This window comes from Streptomyces sp. NPDC086835 (genome assembly GCF_044745705.1).
In the GTDB taxonomy this organism is placed as follows: domain Bacteria; phylum Actinomycetota; class Actinomycetes; order Streptomycetales; family Streptomycetaceae; genus Streptomyces.
The window spans coordinates 364,081-381,765 of sequence record NZ_JBIVAU010000005.1; the positions used below are offsets into that span (position 1 = coordinate 364,081).

Here is a 17,685-nt window from a genome sequence, read left to right on the forward strand (position 1 = left end):
CAGGCCCACCAGCCCAACGTTAAGGAGACACGCATGTGCCTTGCGGTACCCGGCAGAGTGCTGGGCGTCGAGGAAAGGGACGGTACCCGCATGGCCACCGTCGACTTCGGCGGAGTGGTCAAGGAGGTGTGCCTGGAATACCTGCCGGACCTGCGGGTCGGTGAGTACGCCATCGTCCATGTCGGCTTCGCCCTCCAGCGACTGGACGAGGAATCGGCCCGAAGAACACTGGAGTTGTTCGAGAACCTCGGCATGCTCCAGGAGGAGTTCGGCGACCCGTGGGAAGCGGTCGCCCACCTGGAAGAAGCGGAACGGCCTACGCAGGACGGCGTCGCCGGGGAGGTACAGCGGTGAAGTACATCGACGAATTCCACGACCCGGACCTGGCGGCCCGGCTGCTCGACGAGATCCGCGCAGCGGTGACCCGGCCCTGGGCGCTGATGGAGGTCTGCGGCGGCCAGACCCACACCATCATCCGGCACGGCATCGATCAACTACTGCCGGACGAAGTGGAGTTGATTCACGGCCCTGGGTGTCCGGTGTGCGTGACACCGCTCGAAGTGATCGACAAGGCCCTTGAGATCGCCTCACGCCCCGGGGTGATCTTCTGCTCCTTCGGAGACATGCTGCGTGTGCCCGGCACCGGACGTGACCTCTTCCAGGTGCGTGGCGCGGGCGGTGACGTCAGGGTGGTCTACTCGCCGCTCGACGCACTGCGGATCGCAGAGCAGAACCCGGACCGTGAGGTCGTCTTCTTCGGTATCGGCTTCGAGACCACCGCGCCGCCCAACGCTATGACGGTCCATCAGGCGCGCAAGCTCGGAATCCGCAACTTCAGCCTGCTGGTCTCCCATGTGCGCGTACCTCCGGCGATCGAGGCGATCATGCAGTCGCCGCAGTGCCGCGTGCAGGCGTTCCTCGCTGCCGGACATGTGTGCAGCGTGATGGGGACGGAGGAGTATCCGGAACTCGCCCAACGCTTCCGGGTGCCCATCGTCGTCACCGGGTTCGAGCCGTTGGACATCCTGGAGGGGGTGCGGCGCACCGTCCTGCAACTGGAGCGCGGCGAACACGCGGTGGACAACGCCTACCCGCGCGCCGTCAGGGCCGAGGGCAATCCGGCCGCCCGGGCCATGCTGGCCGACGTCTTCGAGGTCACGGACCGGCCATGGCGCGGTATCGGCGTCATCCCCGACAGCGGTTGGCGGTTGTCCGATCGCTATCGGGACTACGACGCCGAGTACCGCTTCTCGGTCGACGGCATCAACACCAGGGAGCCGGCCGAGTGCCGCAGCGGGGAGGTCCTGCAGGGGCTGCTGAAGCCTCACGAGTGCGAGGCCTTCGGCACGACCTGCACACCCCGTACACCGCTGGGGGCAACGATGGTCTCCAGCGAAGGTGCCTGCGCCGCGTACTACCTGTACCGGCGGCTCGAACTGAAGGCCCCCGCCTCGGGAGCCCCGTCCCTGGAGGGCAGCGCCGTTGTCTGACACCACCAGCGCTCCCCGCCCCGCGGAACCGAACGCCGCGGAGGAGTGCGGCGAACACGTTGGGCCGGACATGCTCTCCTGGACATGTCCGGTACCGCTGAGGGAGCAGCCCCGGATCGTGATGGGCCACGGCGGGGGTGGGGCCATGTCCGCCGAACTCGTCGAGCAGGTCTTCGCACCGGCCTTCGGCGGCCCGGTGCTGTCCGCCCTGACGGACTCGGCCGCCCTGGAACTCGGCGGGGCACGGCTGGCGTTCTCCACCGACTCCTTCGTGGTGCGTCCCCTGTTCTTCCCTGGCGGCAGCATCGGCGACCTGGCCGTCAACGGGACGGTGAACGACCTCGCCATGAGCGGGGCCCGCGCCGCCTACCTGTCCTGCGGCTTCATTCTCGAGGAGGGCGTCGGGATCGACGTCGTCAGCCGCGTCGCCGAAGCCCTCGGAGCGGCTGCACGCACCGCCGGGGTCGAGGTGGTGACGGGTGACACCAAGGTGGTAGAGGCCGGTCACGGCGACGGTATCTACATCAACACCTCCGGCATCGGTCTGATCCCGCCCGGGATCGATCTGCGTCCCCAGCGGGTCGTGCCCGGCGACGTCGTGATCGTCAGCGGAGCCATCGGTGTCCACGGTGTGGCGATCATGAGCGTGCGGGAAGGCCTGGAGTTCGGGGTGGAGATCGAGAGCGACTGCGCGGCGCTCGGAGGCCTCGTCGAGGCGATGCTCGCCGTCACCCCCGACCTTCACGTCCTGCGTGATCCGACACGCGGGGGACTGGCCGCCTCGCTCAACGAGATCGCGGCCGCGTCCGGGACCGGGATCGTCGTCCGGGAACGGGCGGTGCCGGTGCCGCAGCCGGTGGCCAACGCGTGTGCCGTACTGGGACTGGATCCGATGTACGTGGCGAACGAGGGCAAGCTGGTCGCCTTCGTCCCGCGTCAGCACGCCGAGGACGTCTTGGCGGCCATGCGCGCCCATCCCCAGGGCGCGGAGGCCGCCGTGATCGGCGAGGTGGTCGACGAGCACCGCGGGATGGTGGTCGCCCGCACCGGCCTCGGCGGCACACGGGTCGTCGATCTGCCCGTCGGCGAACAGCTGCCGCGGATCTGCTGAAGTCGCACCGGCCGCGCGGGCGCGGGGCACTGGTGCCGTCACGGCCGGCGGATCACGCTCAGGCAGTCCGTCGGCCCCTGGCGCGATGCGTGTCCAGCGTCCATGTGTGCGCACAGGCCGGGCATTGCAGATGGACCCGGGCGCCCTCGTTCGAGATGAGATAGCGCCAGTGCTCCGAGCAGTTGCGCCCCTTTGAGCAGGTCACACAGCCGCGGGCGTCGTCGCATTCCGGGCAGGGCACCCATGCCCGCCGGGCGCGGTCCGCCTGCGGATCAATGGGCAGCCGCATCGCCCGGCTCCCGTCCTGGCAGCACGCCCGCAGCCACGAGCCTGCGATACACCTGCTCCTGCTCCGCGTCCAGGCCGGAGTAGAGGAGCGCATGGGCCGCCTCCTCCGAGCGGAGTGCGGCCACGGGGTCCCAGCCGGGACCCAGCGCCGCCATGACCTCGGCCCGTCGGCGGGCCTCCTCGAGAGTGAGGTCGATGGTGAAATTCAGGTGGTCGGGTGCGGAGCCGTGGTCCATGGGGTGCTTTCGGATGATGGTGCTACGAGCCGGATCCAGCCACGTCTACCAGAGCGGCGGACGTGCCGTGAAGGCGGTGTGACGCACCTCATCACTCCCGCTCCCGACCCTCGCGGGCCGGGTCGGCGCAACCGGGCCCGCCTGTTGTGATGTGGCCGACGCGATCCGAACAGGTTCACGCTGCTGCCCACCGGCCCGGCAAGGGGCGGCGACATCACGGCGGCTGTCGGTGGCGTGTGCGAGGGTGCTGCGTATGGACACGACACCCGACGGACGCCCGATCCCGCCCCCGCACGCCGGTGAACGGGCCATGCTGGAAAGCTGGTTGGACTTCCACCGTGCGACGCTGGCGCTGAAGTGTGCCGGCCTCGACGACGACCAGGTGCGCCGCGCCTCCGTGTCGCCGTCGTCGATGACGATCCTGGGCCTGGTCCAGCACCTGGCCGAGGTCGAACGGAACTGGTTCCAGCGCGTGTTCGCGGGCCGCGACGTCCCGCTGCTCTACGGCAAGGAGGGCGGATTCGGCTACGCCCTCGCCGCGGACCGCGGGATCGACGAGGCCCTGGCCTCGTGGCAGGCCGAGGTCGACCGGAGCCGGGAGCTGATCGCGGACGCCTCGCTCGACGACTCCGGCACGCTCTCGAAGGAGAACGCGGCGGTGCTCGGCGGCGAAGGGGTGTCGCTGCGCTGGATCCTGGTCCACATGATCGAGGAGTACGCGCGCCACAACGGCCATGCGGATCTGCTGCGGGAGAGCATCGACGGCGTCACGGGCGCGTAGCGGTGACCGTCCCCGCAGCAGGTGGCGCACGCAATGCGCCGCCTCAGCGGACCACCACCGTCCGCTGGGCCGAGAAATCGCCCCACTTGCCGTCGGGCAGCTTCGCCCGGAGCTTGATGCTGTAGCGGGTGCCGGGCTCGTCGGTGACGGTCATGGTGTACACGGCCGTCCCGGCGGGCGGCTCCGCGCCCCAGACGATGGTGGTCGCCAACCTGCCGTTCAGATACAGCTGGTGCTCCTTGACCGGGGCGCCTGTCCGCGGCGGGGTCCATCGCAGCTCGACGGCGCCCTTGCGGGCACTCGCCTCGAGATCGGTGGGCGCCGTGCTGCCGCCGCTGTCGCCCGGCGCGGCAGGGGTGGTGAGATCGACGGGGTTGCTGTCGGGCGACGAGTTGTCCGCGGCGTCGCGGGCCCGGACGGTGAAGGTGTAGACGGTGCCGGGCCGCAGGCCGGTGACGCGTGCGCCGGTCTCCGTGCCGCTCACACTGTGGATGCGTGAATCCTCCTGGTAGATGTCGTACGAGGTGACGCCGGTGTCGTCGGCGGCCCGCTCCCAGGTCAGTGTCACCGCGGTGCTGCCGTCCGTACGTCCCTTGACCTTTGCCGGCCGGCTCGGGGCCCGGCGGTCGTCCGGGGCGGGGGCCGGGGTGGTCACGGATATAGGGGCGCTGGGCGCCGACAGGTTCCCGGCCGCGTCCCTCGCCCGCACCGTGAAGCTGTACGCGGTCCGCGGCGCCAGTCCGTCGACATCCACCATGTGCTTGCTGCCAGGCAGGGACTTGACCTTGGTGCCCTTGCGATAGACCTCGTACCCGGTGACCGCCTTGTTGTCAAAGGACCTGTCCCACATGACGTGCACGGACGTGGCGCTGGCTGCCTGGGCGGTCACTCCGGAGGGCGTCGACGGCGGCTTGTCGTCCTCGGCGTCGCCGGCGCAGGCCGTGAGGGTCGCGAGGGCGGCGAGGGTGGTGAGGGCAGTGAGAAGGAGGACGGCGGAGCGGGGCGGCGTGACGAAGGTGGGGGGACGGTGCACGGTCGGGCCTCCGCGTGACGGACGACGGGCATTGGTCCAGACCTGTATGCCACAGTCCGGTGTTCCCCACAAGGCACCCGGGGCGCGGGGCCGCCCGCGGCTGCCTCGCCGCCTTCGTACCTTGCGTGAGCCTGATGCCTTTCTTATGGCTTCTTGAAGAAGCACTCAGGGAAGGTACGACACCGTTCGAACCGGCTTACGATCTCGGCAACCCCCCACCGTGATCCCGGTGGGCGCAGCGGCGCCCCCCGGGATCACGATTGCTCAGCCGTCTTCCTTCCGAGGTGTCGTAAGCATGGGTTCTCGACGAGCCGCCCGCCCCAACGCCCGCTCGCACGCCCGGTCCAGGACCGGCCTGCGGGCACGCAGCGCCGTGCTGGCACTCGGTGTGATCACCGTGACCGCCGGGGTCGGGGTCACTCTGGCCACGGGCGGCGGGGACGAGGGCGGAGCGAGCCGGGTGGAGACCAACGCCGCCGGGGACGCCGCCGAGGCGGGCGGTGAGGAGACCGCGGCGAGCCCGTCGCTCCTCGCCTCTCCCTCCCCCTCGGCGAGCGCGAGCGCCTCGCCGAGCCCGAGCGTCACCGCCTCCGCCGCGCCGAAGCGGGCGCCGAGCCCGACGGCGTCCACGACGAAGCCCCGGCCACGGACGACGACGCAGACGACGACCGGCGCCCCCACGGGCGGCGACCGGCCGGCCTCTTCCTCCGGCGGGTCCGGATCGGGCACATCGGGCGGTTCCGGCGGCTCGGACCCGAGCGGCCCCGAGGCCCAGGTGCTGTCGCTCGTCAACAAGGAGCGCGCTTCCGCGGGATGCTCGCCGCTCACCGCCAACGCGAAGCTGACGCAGGCCGCCGACGACTACAGCGACGTCATGGCGCGCAGCGGCGTGATGTCGCACACCGGGCCGGACGGCTCCACGATGACGAGCCGCGTCGAGGCCGCCGGATACGTCTGGTCGACGCTGGGCGAGAACATAGCCAGGGGGCAGGCGGACGCCGCCTCCGTGATGAATTCATGGATGAACAGCCCCGGCCATCGCGCGAACATACTGAACTGCTCGTTCAAGGAGCTCGGCGTCGGCGTCCACTTCGGCGACGGCGGCCCGTGGTGGACACAGAACTTCGGCGCCGGCCGCTAGCCCGACACAGCGACGCCCCCTCGCACCCGGGCCGGCCCGGCCCGCGCCCGTAGACCCGTCACACCAGCCCGAAGGACACCCGCACCCGCGCGCCGCCCATCGGGGCGCGGGTGATCTCCAGGTGTCCGTCCGCGGCTTGCGCCGCTCGCGCGACGATGTCCAGGCCGAGCCCGGTACTGCCCGCGCCGCCCACGCTGACGCCGCGGGTGAGGGCCGCCTGCGGATCGGCGACGCCGGGGCCGGCGTCGTCCACGGTCAGCACCACGTGCCTGTCGTCGCGTTCCACCCGTACGGCGAAGGCGGTGCCCTGAGGGGTGTGCCGGAAGACGTTGCCGATCAAGGCGTCCACCACCGCGGCGAGATCGTCCTCCAGGAACCGCACGGGCGTCCGCCGTGGCGTGAAGGAGCGTTCGCAGATCCGGTTCTGCTGCTTGGCGAGCACCGACCAGAAGTCGAGTCGCATCGCGACGACCTCCGTCACCTCGCAGGGCCGCACCGGCGCCTGGCCGCTGCCCTGGCCCGCGGCCAGCGGGGTACGCGCGGCGGTGATGATCGAGTCGAGTTCGCTCTCCAGCTGGGAGACGGCCGCGGTGATCCGCCTGGCTCCGGGCGAGGGGCCCATGAGGTCCGCCTCGAGGTACAGCGCCGTCAGCGGGGTGCGAAGACGGTGCGAGAGGTCGGCGACCATCTCCCGTTCGATCGCGAGCAGCTCCACGACACGGTCGGCCATGGTGTTGAACGCCGCGCCGGCTTCCTGGAGTTCCGGCGGACCGTCCGGTTCCACCCGCACGTCCAGGTCGCCGGAGCCGAGCGCCAGTGAGGCGCGCTTCAGGCTCTGCGAGGACCGGACGACCCGGGCGCCCAGCCGGTCGGCGACGAGCACGGAGCCGCCCACCAGCCCCAGGGCCAGCAGCGACATCACGCCCCAGGAGGCCCACACCCCGCGGGTCAGGTCAGCGGCCGGCACGTACGCCTCGACGACGGCGACCCGGTCCCCCGGCAGTACGACGGGCTGGAGGTAGACCCATCCCTCCGCGGTGTCCATGGCCAGCGTGCCCCGGCTGCGCACAGCCCGGTCGAGCGCTTCCCGCGGGGCGTGCGGGGTGCCGACGAAACCGCCGTCCGGGAGCCGTACGGCCAGCCGGTCGTGGGAGTCCAGCTCCGCGACGGCCTGCTGGACGTCGCTCCGGCGGGTGGTGAGGGCGAGGACCGGGGAAAGGGCGGACGCCCGCTGTTCCGCGGCGGTGGTCACACGGTCGCGGGCCTGCTCGCGGACCAGCAGGGCGAGGGGGATGAGGAAGGACAGCGCGACCATCGACGTCACGGCCAGCGCGATCCCGGCGAGTGCGCGCCTCATGAGGGCGAAGTGACCAGTTTGATGCCGATTCCTCGCACTGTGTGGAGATATCGAGGGTCAGATGCCTTTTCGCCCAATTTCCTGCGGAGGGCGGAGAGATGGACGTCCACGGTCTGGTCCTCCAGGTACGGCTGCTGCCACACCTCGGCGAGGATCCGCTTGCGGGACATCACCTGGTCCGCGTGTGCCGCCAGATACGCGAGAAGATCGAACTCCCGGCGCGTGAGAGCGAGCTCACGCCCGGCGAGATGGGCGGTGCGCGCCCGAGGGTCGATCCGCAGCTCCCCGACCTGCACGACGGGCTGCCGGTCGACGGCGTCCACGGCCGGCGCCGACCGGCGCAGCACGGCGGCCAGCCGGGCGGCCAACTGGCCGCCGGAGAACGGCTTGACCATGTAGTCGTCGGCCCCCGCGTTGAGCAGCCTGATGGTCTCCGTGTCGTCGTCGCGGGCGGTGGCGACCAGGACGGGCACCCGGGATATGCCCCGGATCATCCGCAGGACGTCGAGCCCGTCCAGATCGGGCAGCCCGAGGTCGAGCACCACGATGTCGGGCGGGCACTGGGTCACTTCGCGCAGCGCCTCGAAGCCCTGGTGGGCGGTCTTCACCGCGTACCCGTGTCCGGTGAGGACCTCGATGAGCGCGGCCCGGATGACAGGGTCGTCCTCGACGACAAGTACGGAGGCCATGAGCAGGCACGTTAGCCGGTCCGTCAGTATGGTGTCGTGTCCCGCCTTCCGCGTTATCTGCTCATCTGGCTGTCGTGCACCGCGGCCAGTGTCACGGCCGTGATGATCACGGTCCATTTCGTGGTGGGTTCGACCAGACCGACGGCACCGGTCGCGCAGTCCGCGCCCAGGGACTTCGCGGCGTCGCCCCGGTCGTCCTCCCCCGCGGCCCGCCCCTCCCCCTCGCCCAGCCCGGAGCCGACGCCGAGCGTGCGCACGCGGTCACCGTCGCCGTCCCCGACGACCGAGAAGCCGCGTACGGCGACGCCGACTCCGGCGGCCCGCACGACGCCGCCCCCGCCCGAGGAGCGGCCCGCCACCTCGCCGGACAGCGGCCAGGGCTGCGAGGAGGGCGGCTCCGGTGTGCACACGATCTCCTCCCAGGGCGGCAAGGCGACCGTGCGTTACGGCAGCGGCGGTGTGTGCCTCATCTCGGCCGTGCCGAACGAGGGCTTCACGGTCAGCACGTCGCAGACCGCGCCGGAGACGCTGACGGCGACCTTCTCGGCCGCCCGCCACCGCTCGGAGATCACCGCCACGACCGAGCCCTCCGACCGGGCGAGCGTGCGCGAGACGTCGTTCTGACCGCCTCGGGCCGGAAACCTTTCCGGCCTCGGCGGCAACTGCTTGGCATGCCCCTACCAACAGAAGGGGCAGCCCCCACGCAGAACGGGAACGACGCATGGGTGAGACAGGCGGCAAGGCGCGGCACCGCCGCGGGAGAAGGGCGCTGCGGGTCGGTGTCCCGCCGGCCCTGACCGCCGCGGGAGAAGGGCGCTGCGGGTCGGTGTCCCGCCGGCCCTGACCGCCGCGGTAGGTCTGGCGTACGGCACGGACTTCGGGGTCTTCGGGCAGGACGCCCGGCAGGAAGCAGCGGCGGCCGGCACCGCCGCGTGGACCGATGACGTCGCCGACGGTTTCGCGTCGGTCGACGCCCTGGGACAGAAGGGCACGTACGGCGGTCGGGACGGCAGGACCGTCACCGTACGGACGCAGGCGGACCTGGAGAAGTACGCGACCGCCGCGGAGCCCTACGTCATCGTGGTCGCCGGCACGATCGCCATGAACCCCAAGGGCAAGGAGATCAAGGTCGCCTCCGACAAGACGATCGTCGGCGCCGGCACCTCGGGCCACATCGTCGGAGGCGGCTTCTTCCTCGGGCAGGGCGTCCACAACGTGATCATCCGGAACCTGACGATCCGGGACTCGTACCACGGCACGTGGAACGACAAGGAGCACGACCGGGACGCCGTCCAGATGGACGGCGCGCACCACGTCTGGATCGATCACAACGACCTGCGGCACATGGCCGACGGCCTGATCGACAGCCGCAAGGACACCACCTATGTGACGGTGTCCTGGAACAAGCTGAGCGACAACAACAAGACGTTCGGCATCGGCTGGACGGAGAACGTCACCGCCGACCTCACGATCCACCACAACTGGTTCCACGAGACCGAGCAGCGCAACCCGTCCACCGACAACGTGGCCCACGCCCACCTCTACCCCGGGTGGGGTGCGGCCAGCGTCATCGCGAGGCGTGACCGCCCGGAAGCGCCCCCCGCGAGGGCGGGACCAGCCGGGCAAGGGTCACGAGACGTGACGGGCCGGGCGGCCGTCCCACAGGCCGGGCCGCTTCCGCGTCCGCGTCAGGCGATCCGCGTACCGGCCCCCGACACCCGTACCCGCTTGTCGCCCGCGCGCAGTTCCACGGTCAGCACACCGGGGCGGCCCATGTCCGCGCCCTGGTGGAGAGTGAGCACCGACGCCTCGGGGACCAGGCCCAGCTCGCGGGCATACGCGCCGAACGCGCCCGCCGCCGCGCCCGTCGCCGGGTCCTCGACGACGCCGCCGACCGGGAACGGGTCACGTACGTGGAAGACGGTCTCCGACTCCCGCCACACCAGCTGGACCGTGGTCAGGTCGAGACGGCGCATCAGGGCCTCGAGGCGGTCGAAGTCGTACGCCAGGTCCGCCAGCCGTGCCCGGGTCGCCGCTCCGAGCACCAGGTGCCGGGCGCCGGCGAAGGCGATACGCGGCGGCAGCGCACGATCGAGGTCGGCGGCCGGCCAGTCGAGCGCGGCCAGCGCCTCCGCGACGTCCGCGTCCGCGATCTCCTCGCTGTGCGGCTCGACCGTGGTCAGCGTCGCCCGCAGTGCGCCGTCCTCCTCGGTCACGGTCACCGGGACCGTCCCGGCGCGGGTCGCGAAGACGAGGTCTCCGGTCCCGATCCGCTCGCCGAGGGCGACGGCGGTGGCGACGGTGGCGTGCCCGCAGAACGGCACCTCCGCCTTGGGGCTGAAGTAGCGGATGGTGAACACCCTCCCCGGCTCCCCCTCGAGCCCTTCGGGCGGCGCGGACACGAACGCGGACTCGCTGTACCCGACCTCCGTGGCGATGGCGAGCATTCCGGCGTCGTCCAGTCCCGCGGCGTCGAGGACGACCCCGGCGGGATTACCGCCCTCAGGGTCGCCGGAGAAGGCGGTGTAGCGCAGGACTTCGTTCTTCGTCGTCATGATCGTCCGAACTACCGGGCGGGGCCGGCTTGTTCCCGACCGGCGCCGGCGGCTTTCCCGGATCGACATCGCAGTTGCGTCAATCGCGGCGATCTTGGTGTTGGTGTCCGCGGCCGGTGCGCTGGGATGCTGGCCGCGGGAGCCGGACGGGACCACGGCCGGCTCGATACGGCGAGATGGGGGTTGTGTTTCCGTGGTGGTGTTCCGGACGAACGACGGGCCTGTACGCGGGCGCCGGGTCGCGGACGATGTGGTGGCCGTGCTCGGGATCCCGTACGCCGCTCCTCCCTTCGGGGCGGCACGGTTCAGGGAGCCGCTGCCCGCCGAGCCCTGGACGGAGGTGCGGGACTGCACGCGTTTCGGGCCCGTCGCCCCGCAGTCGGCCGAGCTTCCGGGGGCGCCGTCGTGGTCGCCCGGTGACGAGGACGTCCTGACACTCAACGTGTGGGCCCCGGCGGGCGCCACCTCGCTGCCCGTGCTGGTGTGGATCCACGGTGGGGCGTACACCTTCGGGTCGTCCGCGCAGCCCGACTTCGACGGAACGGCCCTGGCCCGGGACGGCGGGCTGGTCGTGGTGACCGTCAACTACCGGGTCGGCTTCGAGGGCTTCGGACACGTGCCGGCGGACGAGGACGGCCCGCGTCACCCGGACAACCGGGGGCTGCTCGACCAGGTCGCGGCGCTGCGGTGGGTGCGGGAGAACATAGGCGCGTTCGGTGGCGACCCGGACAACGTCACGGCAGCAGGGCAGTCCGCGGGCGCGACCTCGGTGGCCGCTCTGATGGTGATGGACCGGGCCCGGGGACTGTTCCGCCGCGCGATCGCGCACAGTGCCGTGGGCCCGTGCTGGTCGGCCGGGCTGGCGCGGGAGATCACAGCGCGGGTCGCGGCTGCGGCGGGCGTTCCGGCGACGGCCGCGGCCCTGGCCGCGGCATCGCCGGAGGCCCTGGTCGCCGCCTCCGACGCGGTCGTGGACGACTACCGCCGCGATCCCGCGTCGGGACACCTCCACTACGACCCGGTGATCTACGCTCCCGTCGCCGACGGTGACGTCCTCCCGGCGGACCCGCTCGCCGCCGTGGCGGCGGGGGCCGGGAGGGAGGTGGACCTGCTCGTCTGCCACACCACGCAGGAGTACTGGCTGATGGACGCGGTCGGCAGCAGCGCCGACATCACGACGGACGAACAACTGGCGCGTTTCGCGGCCGACTTCGCGCTGCCCGACGGGCTGCTCTCCGGCTATCGCGACCTGATGCCCGGGGCACCGGTGCTCGACCTCCATCTCGCCGTCTACGGTGACCTGCTGTTCGCCGAGTACAGCAGCCGGCTCGGCGAGGCCCACGCACGGGCAGGCGGGCGGGCGTTCATGTCCCGCTTCGACCGGCGGTCGCCCGGAGCGGGAGACGGCGTGCGCGCCTGGCACTGCGCCGACGTGCCCTTGGCGTTCGGCAACCACCGCCTCGCCGCGGTGGAGTTCCTCCTCGGCGGCCCGCCCTCCGCGGCGGACGACCACCTGTCGCGGCGCATGCTCTCCGCCTGGGCGCAGTTCGCGTCGACCGGTCGTCCCGGGTGGCGGCCGCTCGACGCGACAGGGTCCGGCCCGGCCCGCATCTGGGCCCCGGACGACGACGGGGCCCGCACCCCGCTGCCCGACACCCGGTCGCTGTGGCGGGAGTTCGACTACCGGCCGCTGGAGCCGTGACCCTGGCCACAGGAACTACGCCTCCAACTTCCCGAGTGGATCAGCCACTACTGCGGGGCAGGTAAGGCGCATGCTCAGCCACACGGCCTTTCGCGGGCACCGTCCACAGTTACGGCCGAGACGTTGCCGCCGCCCTGTGCGTTCAGGCACCCTCCGGCATCCAGTGGTACGGCAGGCCGTCCAGCGGTTGTTCAGGCCGAGCAGATCGATCACTTCGCCCAGGAGGCTCACCGACGTGCTGGACAGCGAGCTGGAGAACGCAGCCCTGCGAATTGTCTCTGTAGAGACCGTGACGCCCGGCGGTTCCCGCGAAGCAGACGATGTAGCTGTGTGTGTCGTCCGCTGCATCGGGGGGACGGCACGGCTGGGCATGGTGTTCGAGCGCTCTGGTCCCGCGGAGGTCGCCGGAGCAGCCGCGCCGTCGTTCGCGTTGACCGGCATCGAGTGGTACGGCAGGCAGGTCGAGCAGTTGGACACCATTCACTCCGGCAAGGTCACGCTCGCAGGAGCTGGAGCGGAGAAGCTGGCAACGCACGATGTTCTGGAGTCGCACGCGAAGGGGTGAACGATTCGCCGCCTACCCCCGGGCTCGTGTTGCCCTGACCGTCGGTCTCGCGTCCCGTTGCCCCCTTCCCCGTGGCGGCGTCGGCTGCCTCGTCCACCCAGCGACGAACGCCGGGCGGGGGCCTACGATCCGATGGCAGGCGGCCGAGTGGGAGGCACCGGCCCACATCGTTCCCGGGGGGATCAGCAGCACATGCGCATCGGGGTCTACCTCGCACATCCGCGCCCTGGCAGCTTCAACCACGCCCTGTTCGACGCGGTCGTCGCCGAACTGCGGGCCCACGGGGCCGAAGTGCTCGCGCACGACCTGTGCGCCGAGGGCTTCCCGCCTGTGCTGACCGCCGGCGAGACGGAGACGGTCCGGGCGTCGGACGAGGCGCCCGATCCCCAAGTGGCCCTGCACCGCGCGGAGGTGGCCACGCTCGACGCCATGGTGTTCGTCCACCCCAACTGGTGGGGCATGCCGCCGGCCGTCCTCACCGGCTGGGTGCAGCGGGTGCTGGTGCCCGGCGTCGCGTACAAGCTCGGCAGCGCCGACGGCGAGCCCGTCGGGCTGCTGACGGCGGGCCGGGCGCTCGTGCTGAACACCTCGGACACCCCGGCCGACCGGGAGGACGGCGAGTTCGGGGACCCGTTGCAGCGGGTCTGGGCAGCGTGCGTGCTGCCGTACGTCGGTGTCGACGACGTACGGCGGGTGGTCTTCCGTACGGTCACCGACTCGACGGAGCAGGAGCGCGCGGAATGGCTCCGGCGGGCGAGGAGCGAGGCCGCGGCGCTGGCGTCCGGCTGACCGTTCGGCCACGCCCGTGCCGCCGGGCGGCCGGGTCGTCGACGGCCGGGCGGCCTCGCGTCGGCGTCAGCCGCGGGCAGGCGGCGCGGGCCGGTCCAGGAAGCGGTGCAGGGACGCCTTCATCGCGGTGACGAAGGCGTCCCGCGTGGCCTCGGGGAGGAGATCGAGGGACAGGTACGGGTTGAGGTCCTCCAGCTCGACCAGGAGCAGTTCGCCCGTCCTCGTGCGGCAGGCGTCGACGCGCTGGATGCCGTGGTCGAGGGTGTTCCAGTCGACGAACCTCTTCGCGAAGCGCAGATCCGCCTCGGTGGGCGCGTACGGCTCGAGGACCCACCGCTGCCCGGGGTCGGGGGCGTACAGCGCGTACTGGAAGGCGTCGTCGACGAAGTAGAAGGACACCTCGTACCGGAAGTCCACCCGGGGCTGGACGAGCAGGTCACCGCGTGCGGCGAGCTTGGCGAGGTCCTGGCGCGGGACGAAGTCCAGGCCTATGGAGTCGGCGCCCGCCTTCGGCTTCACCGCGTACTCGGCGGTCTCCGGAAGCCGCGCCAGGTGCTGCGGCCGGTCGACGGTGGGGATGACCGGGTGACCGGCCACCGTCAGGTCCAGCAGATATTGCTTGCCCGCCATGTCGCCCCGCCCGTCGAGCGGGTTGTACACCCGGACACCCGTCGCCGTGGCCCGCTCACGGAACGCGTCGTACTCCTTCTGGTAGTGGAGCACGGGGCCGCTGTTGCGGACGACGACCGCGTCGAAGGCGTCCATCAGCTCTGCGGCGTCCAGCGGATGGCACAGCGCGAGACGGAACTCCTCGCGCAGGCGTGAGGTGAGAAGGATGTCCTCGTCGCCGTAGCGCCGTCCCCTGGCCGGATAGGCGAGGTCGGTCACGAACAGCAGGCGGGGGCGGGCAGGCACGGGCATCTCCTCGGACGGTGGGCCGGCGGCCAACCTATCCGTCCGGCCCGAAGCGTCCGGACCCGGCCGGGAGTCAGCGCCGGCCGGACAGCGTGCGCTGCGCGGACTTCCTCGTACGGCCCGCCGCGGCCGCCACCGTGCGGTCCGGGTGGTGGGTGTGCAGGCTGTCGAGGACGCGCAGCGAGGTGGCGGGGTCGGCGGTGGCCAGGGCCGACAGCAGGGCGGTGGCGCCGCCCGGCCAGGCGGCGGCCGCCGTGTCGAAGGCGGGGAGGAGGGTCGTGGGCGGGATGTCGGCCGGTCCCGGGATGCCGTTGTCGCCGGAGTCGTCGCGGCGCTTCACATGGACGAGCATGTCGTCGATCCAGCGCTGGTCCAGCTCCTCGACGAGCACGGTGGCGCGTGCGCCGAGCGGGACCGCGTCCTCGGGGACGCTCTCGCCGCGGGACAGCAGCAGTCGCCGGGCGGCGGCGCCGGTCACCGGGTCGCCGAGCGCGGCGCGCAGGGCGGTGGTGGGGACTCCCGCGCGGTCGAGCTGCGCGAAGTACTCGGCCGTGCGGGCGGCGTTGGCGTCCTCGGACCTGGCCGCGGCGACCGCGGAGAGAAGTTCGCCCCAGGCCTGGTCCGTGCCCCCGTGCCGGTCAGCGAAGGCGGCGAGGGCCGAGGCGGCGAGCTGGGTGGGCCAGTGCCGGACCGCCGCGACGGTCTGTGCCGCGTCCCAGCCGGCGACGGTCTCCTGGTCGGGGGCGGCCACATGGCCGACCGTGATCACGTGTCGCATGACGGCCGCGCCGAGGGGGGTCAGCCCATAGGTGTCGCCCGTCCTGAAGACGCAGCCGGTTCGGGCCAGTTGATCGACCACGGCCGCCAACCCTTTGGCGGGGGCGTCGATCTCGGCCCGGTCCTCCTCGGTGCGGCCGGGCATCCCGAGCAGCGCGGAGAGCTCCTCGGGCGACGGCGTCTCGTACGCGGCCGGGGCGCTGCCCGGTACGGGAGCGGGCGCGTCCTCCAGTTCGGGGGCCACGCCGTCGTCCTTGGCGTCGCAGATCTTGCGTGCCACCGAGTCCGGGGTGCTCCCGCGTTCGTAGAGCGAGTAGAGGATGTGCGCGGCGTCGAACGAGTACGCGTCGTCGGGGCCGGTGACCGGCGGCAGCCGCTCGGCCTGCGCGGCCAGGAGGTCGGCGGCCAGTTCGAGGAGTTCCTGCGGGGTGCCCTCCGTCCACACGTCGGAGGCGGGACCGGGAAGTCCGCAACGCTCCGAGACCTCCCGCAGCTCGTCGTCGAAGGTTCCGGACGCCAGGGCGGCGGGCAGGGGCGCGGCGTGCAGCAGGCCCTGGATCTCGTCCGGTGCGGGGACGGCGGCCGGGGGCGGCAGCGGGACGGCGGAGTCGCCGTAGTAGTCGAGGTGTTCGTCGAGCATGTGGTCGGCGAGGGACGCGTGGGGCACGGCCTCCGGGCCGGGGGCGAGGGAGGCGTGGCGTCCGGTCAGTGCCCCCTCGAGACCCGCCGCGGTCCACCGGTCGGTCAACTCGGCGGCGATGTGGTCGAGTTCGCCGGTGAGCGCGTCGTCAGGACGGTCGGCGTCCAGTGGTGGCGCCGGCAGCAGCGGGCCGGGCGGTGACGCCGCGCTGGTGTCGCGGGCGAAGGCCTCGAGCAGCGCTTCGGCGAGCCGGGCGCGTACGGAGAAGGTCCGGTCGGCGAGGTCGGAGCGGTGCAGCGGCTCGGGGAGGGCGGGCCGGTCCGCGTGCGGCGTGCTCTCGTGCGTGGCGAGCCAGGCCCGTACGGCGTCGGCGTCGTCGCGGTCCACGCCGTCGGCACTCATCAGCGACGCGTACCAACGGGGCCAGGTCAGGTTCAGCGGGTCTGCCATGGCGCGGCGGAACTCGGGGACGGCCTCCTCGACGGCTGCGACCAGCTTCGCGTGGCGTTTGGCGTTGAGACGGCCTGCGGCCCGTACGCGGTCGGCCAGGGCGGTGAGGAGGACCGGCACGGCGTCCAGCTCCTCGTCGCCCGCGTACAGCAGCTGGGGCAGATCCTCGTGCAGGACCTGCCGGACCAGCTGCGGCGTGGGCTCGGGCACGCCCGCCCTGCGTTCCGCGCCGCGCAGCGCGAGCATCGTCAGCACCGCGTCGGTGGTGCGCACGGGCAGCGCCGCGCCTCTTTCCCGGGACACCCAGGTGAGGAAGTCGTCGCGGCCGGTGTTCAAGGCGTTCGTACGAGTCACTTGTGGAGCGTATGAGGGCAGGCGGCGCCGGAGATCCTTCCGGGCCGGGTGTTAGCCCGATCGGGCGAGCGATCACCTCCGCAGGGCGCGGGGCGGCGTCCGGGCGATGAGTTCCGGCTGCGCGGCCGGTCACCACTGCATGAACACCTCCGACACGACACCCGTGCCCGACCTCGCACCCGCCGCCCGCGCCGTGGCCCGACTGCTCGACGCGATCGGTGACGAACAGCTGGGCGCTCCGACGCCCTGCCCCGACTACTCCGTGCGCGAGCTGCTGGCCCACATCGACGGCCTGTCCCTCGCGTTCCGCGACGCGGCACGCAAGGATTTCGGTCCGACGACGGGCACCGACCCCGGCAGCTCGCTCCCGGTGCTCGACGAGAAGTGGCGCACCGTGCTGCCCCAGCGGCTGGACGAGCTGGCGGAGGCCTGGCGGCAGCCGTCGGCGTGGGACGGCATGACCCAGGCCGGCGGGGTGGACCTGCCGGGGCAGGTCGCGGGGCGCGTCGCGCTGAACGAGCTGGTGATCCACGGCTGGGACCTCGCGCGGGCGACGGGGCAGGAGTACGACCCCGGTGAGGCGAGTGCGGCAGTCTCCTACGAGATGGTGCAGCCGTCGGACGACGACTCCCTGCGCGACTCGATCTTCGGCCCGCCGGTCGCGGTGCCGGACGACGCGCCGCTGCTGGACCGGGCCGTCGGCATGAGCGGGCGGCGGCCCGACTGGCGGCCGGGCGACTGACGGCGAAGGCGGGGCGGGCCGGCCGCGCACGGCGGGGCGTCGCCCGCCCCCGCCGGAAAGGTGATGAGCC

Annotated in this window: 18 protein-coding genes and 1 pseudogene; 11 read left to right on the forward strand and 8 right to left on the reverse strand. The window is 72.2% G+C overall.

The genetic code is table 11. The features are described from left to right. Window positions 1-33: 33 nt before the first annotated feature. From ACIPJI_RS19490 to hypE, 3 genes are read left to right on the forward strand one after another with little or no spacing between them, the layout of a single operon-like run. Window positions 34-354: a HypC/HybG/HupF family hydrogenase formation chaperone gene (locus ACIPJI_RS19490; RefSeq protein ID WP_402247565.1), complete on the forward strand. Its 321-nt coding sequence runs from the start codon at window positions 34-36 to the stop codon at window positions 352-354. Further along, on the forward strand, window positions 351-1,490 hold the full coding sequence (hypD, locus tag ACIPJI_RS19495) for a hydrogenase formation protein HypD (RefSeq protein ID WP_356621543.1): 1,140 nt from the start codon (window positions 351-353) through the stop codon (window positions 1,488-1,490). Before ACIPJI_RS19490 ends, hypD begins: the two co-directional genes overlap by 4 nt. Beyond that, window positions 1,483-2,601, forward strand: coding sequence for a hydrogenase expression/formation protein HypE (gene hypE, locus ACIPJI_RS19500; protein ID WP_402247567.1), 1,119 nt, complete (start codon window positions 1,483-1,485; stop codon window positions 2,599-2,601). The genes hypD and hypE overlap by 8 nt, the downstream gene beginning before the upstream one ends. A 272-nt stretch (window positions 2,602-2,873) precedes the next feature. Here the strand turns inward: hypE and ACIPJI_RS19505 are convergent, their stop codons facing one another. After that, entirely contained in the window at window positions 2,874-3,125 is a 252-nt protein-coding gene (locus ACIPJI_RS19505; protein ID WP_356621545.1) for a DUF6400 family protein, read from the reverse strand. A 253-nt stretch (window positions 3,126-3,378) separates the two neighbouring features. Between ACIPJI_RS19505 and ACIPJI_RS19510 the strand changes: the two genes are divergently transcribed. Continuing rightward, complete coding sequence (locus ACIPJI_RS19510; protein ID WP_402247569.1) at window positions 3,379-3,906, forward strand: DinB family protein; 528 nt, start codon at window positions 3,379-3,381, stop codon at window positions 3,904-3,906. Between the two features lie 43 nt (window positions 3,907-3,949). On the opposite strand, the gene ACIPJI_RS19515 is transcribed toward ACIPJI_RS19510, so the two are convergent. Further along, window positions 3,950-4,939: a fibronectin type III domain-containing protein gene (locus ACIPJI_RS19515; RefSeq protein ID WP_402247571.1), complete on the reverse strand. Its 990-nt coding sequence runs from the start codon at window positions 4,937-4,939 to the stop codon at window positions 3,950-3,952. A 295-nt stretch (window positions 4,940-5,234) separates the two neighbouring features. Here ACIPJI_RS19515 and ACIPJI_RS19520 point away from each other — a divergent pair, with 295 nt between their 5' ends. Further along, window positions 5,235-6,080 (forward strand): CAP domain-containing protein, encoded by an 846-nt coding sequence (locus ACIPJI_RS19520; RefSeq protein WP_402247573.1) that lies wholly within the window; start codon window positions 5,235-5,237, stop codon window positions 6,078-6,080. A gap of 58 nt (window positions 6,081-6,138) precedes the next feature. Here ACIPJI_RS19520 and ACIPJI_RS19525 read toward each other — a convergent pair whose 3' ends face one another. The 3 genes from ACIPJI_RS19525 to ACIPJI_RS19535 are packed head-to-tail and all read right to left on the reverse strand — an operon-like array spanning window position 6,139 to window position 8,536. Further along, window positions 6,139-7,437, reverse strand: coding sequence for a HAMP domain-containing sensor histidine kinase (locus tag ACIPJI_RS19525; protein ID WP_356621549.1), 1,299 nt, complete (start codon window positions 7,435-7,437; stop codon window positions 6,139-6,141). After that, window positions 7,434-8,126 (reverse strand): response regulator transcription factor, encoded by a 693-nt coding sequence (locus tag ACIPJI_RS19530; RefSeq protein WP_307709110.1) that lies wholly within the window; start codon window positions 8,124-8,126, stop codon window positions 7,434-7,436. The genes ACIPJI_RS19525 and ACIPJI_RS19530 overlap by 4 nt, the downstream gene beginning before the upstream one ends. A 53-nt stretch (window positions 8,127-8,179) precedes the next feature. After that, on the reverse strand, window positions 8,180-8,536 hold the full coding sequence (locus ACIPJI_RS19535) for a hypothetical protein (protein WP_402247576.1): 357 nt from the start codon (window positions 8,534-8,536) through the stop codon (window positions 8,180-8,182). Here ACIPJI_RS19535 and ACIPJI_RS19540 point away from each other — a divergent pair. Then, entirely contained in the window at window positions 8,529-8,750 is a 222-nt protein-coding gene (locus ACIPJI_RS19540; protein ID WP_189477130.1) for a hypothetical protein, read from the forward strand. The two genes, ACIPJI_RS19535 and ACIPJI_RS19540, sit on opposite strands and share 8 nt — an antisense overlap. Before the next feature lie 216 nt (window positions 8,751-8,966). Further along, window positions 8,967-9,671: pseudogene (locus tag ACIPJI_RS19545) on the forward strand (polysaccharide lyase family 1 protein); the annotation flags it as partial. Window positions 9,672-9,814: 143 nt separating this feature from the next. On the opposite strand, the gene ACIPJI_RS19550 reads toward ACIPJI_RS19545, so the two are convergent. Further along, on the reverse strand, window positions 9,815-10,681 hold the full coding sequence (locus ACIPJI_RS19550) for a PhzF family phenazine biosynthesis protein (protein ID WP_402247578.1): 867 nt from the start codon (window positions 10,679-10,681) through the stop codon (window positions 9,815-9,817). Between the two features lie 193 nt (window positions 10,682-10,874). On the opposite strand from ACIPJI_RS19550, the gene ACIPJI_RS19555 reads away from it, so the two are divergent. The 3 genes from ACIPJI_RS19555 (at window position 10,875) to ACIPJI_RS19565 (ending at window position 13,737) form a co-directional block, all read left to right on the forward strand. Then, on the forward strand, window positions 10,875-12,383 hold the full coding sequence (locus tag ACIPJI_RS19555) for a carboxylesterase/lipase family protein (protein ID WP_402247580.1): 1,509 nt from the start codon (window positions 10,875-10,877) through the stop codon (window positions 12,381-12,383). Between the two features lie 235 nt (window positions 12,384-12,618). Beyond that, on the forward strand, window positions 12,619-12,948 hold the full coding sequence (locus ACIPJI_RS19560; RefSeq protein ID WP_402247582.1) for a hypothetical protein: 330 nt from the start codon (window positions 12,619-12,621) through the stop codon (window positions 12,946-12,948). A 192-nt stretch (window positions 12,949-13,140) separates the two neighbouring features. Further along, window positions 13,141-13,737, forward strand: a complete 597-nt coding sequence (locus ACIPJI_RS19565) for an NAD(P)H-dependent oxidoreductase (RefSeq protein WP_307709084.1) — start codon at window positions 13,141-13,143, stop codon at window positions 13,735-13,737. Window positions 13,738-13,803: 66 nt separating this feature from the next. On the opposite strand, the gene ACIPJI_RS19570 is transcribed toward ACIPJI_RS19565, so the two are convergent. Both ACIPJI_RS19570 and ACIPJI_RS19575 read right to left on the reverse strand, forming a co-directional pair. Then, window positions 13,804-14,658 (reverse strand): hypothetical protein, encoded by an 855-nt coding sequence (locus ACIPJI_RS19570; RefSeq protein ID WP_356621557.1) that lies wholly within the window; start codon window positions 14,656-14,658, stop codon window positions 13,804-13,806. A gap of 67 nt (window positions 14,659-14,725) precedes the next feature. Next, window positions 14,726-16,873 carry a hypothetical protein gene (locus ACIPJI_RS19575; protein WP_402247584.1) on the reverse strand — a complete coding sequence of 716 codons (2,148 nt, stop codon included), beginning with the start codon at window positions 16,871-16,873 and terminating at the stop codon, window positions 14,726-14,728. Between the two features lie 139 nt (window positions 16,874-17,012). Here ACIPJI_RS19575 and ACIPJI_RS19580 point away from each other — a divergent pair, with 139 nt between their 5' ends. Then, entirely contained in the window at window positions 17,013-17,615 is a 603-nt protein-coding gene (locus ACIPJI_RS19580; protein WP_402247586.1) for a TIGR03086 family metal-binding protein, read from the forward strand. Window positions 17,616-17,685: the final 70 nt, after the last annotated feature.

Coding starts and splice junctions, on each gene's coding strand:
- ACIPJI_RS19490 (WP_402247565.1), top strand. CDS start 34: ATGTGCCTTGCGGTACCCGGCAGAGTGCTGGGCGTCGAGGAAAGGGAC.
- ACIPJI_RS19530 (WP_307709110.1), bottom strand. CDS start 8,126: ATGGCCTCCGTACTTGTCGTCGAGGACGACCCTGTCATCCGGGCCGCG.
- ACIPJI_RS19505 (WP_356621545.1), bottom strand. CDS start 3,125: ATGGACCACGGCTCCGCACCCGACCACCTGAATTTCACCATCGACCTC.
- ACIPJI_RS19510 (WP_402247569.1), top strand. CDS start 3,379: ATGGACACGACACCCGACGGACGCCCGATCCCGCCCCCGCACGCCGGT.
- ACIPJI_RS19565 (WP_307709084.1), top strand. CDS start 13,141: ATGCGCATCGGGGTCTACCTCGCACATCCGCGCCCTGGCAGCTTCAAC.
- ACIPJI_RS19525 (WP_356621549.1), bottom strand. CDS start 7,437: ATGAGGCGCGCACTCGCCGGGATCGCGCTGGCCGTGACGTCGATGGTC.
- ACIPJI_RS19580 (WP_402247586.1), top strand. CDS start 17,013: ATGAACACCTCCGACACGACACCCGTGCCCGACCTCGCACCCGCCGCC.
- ACIPJI_RS19520 (WP_402247573.1), top strand. CDS start 5,235: ATGGGTTCTCGACGAGCCGCCCGCCCCAACGCCCGCTCGCACGCCCGG.
- ACIPJI_RS19550 (WP_402247578.1), bottom strand. CDS start 10,681: ATGACGACGAAGAACGAAGTCCTGCGCTACACCGCCTTCTCCGGCGAC.
- ACIPJI_RS19570 (WP_356621557.1), bottom strand. CDS start 14,658: ATGCCCGTGCCTGCCCGCCCCCGCCTGCTGTTCGTGACCGACCTCGCC.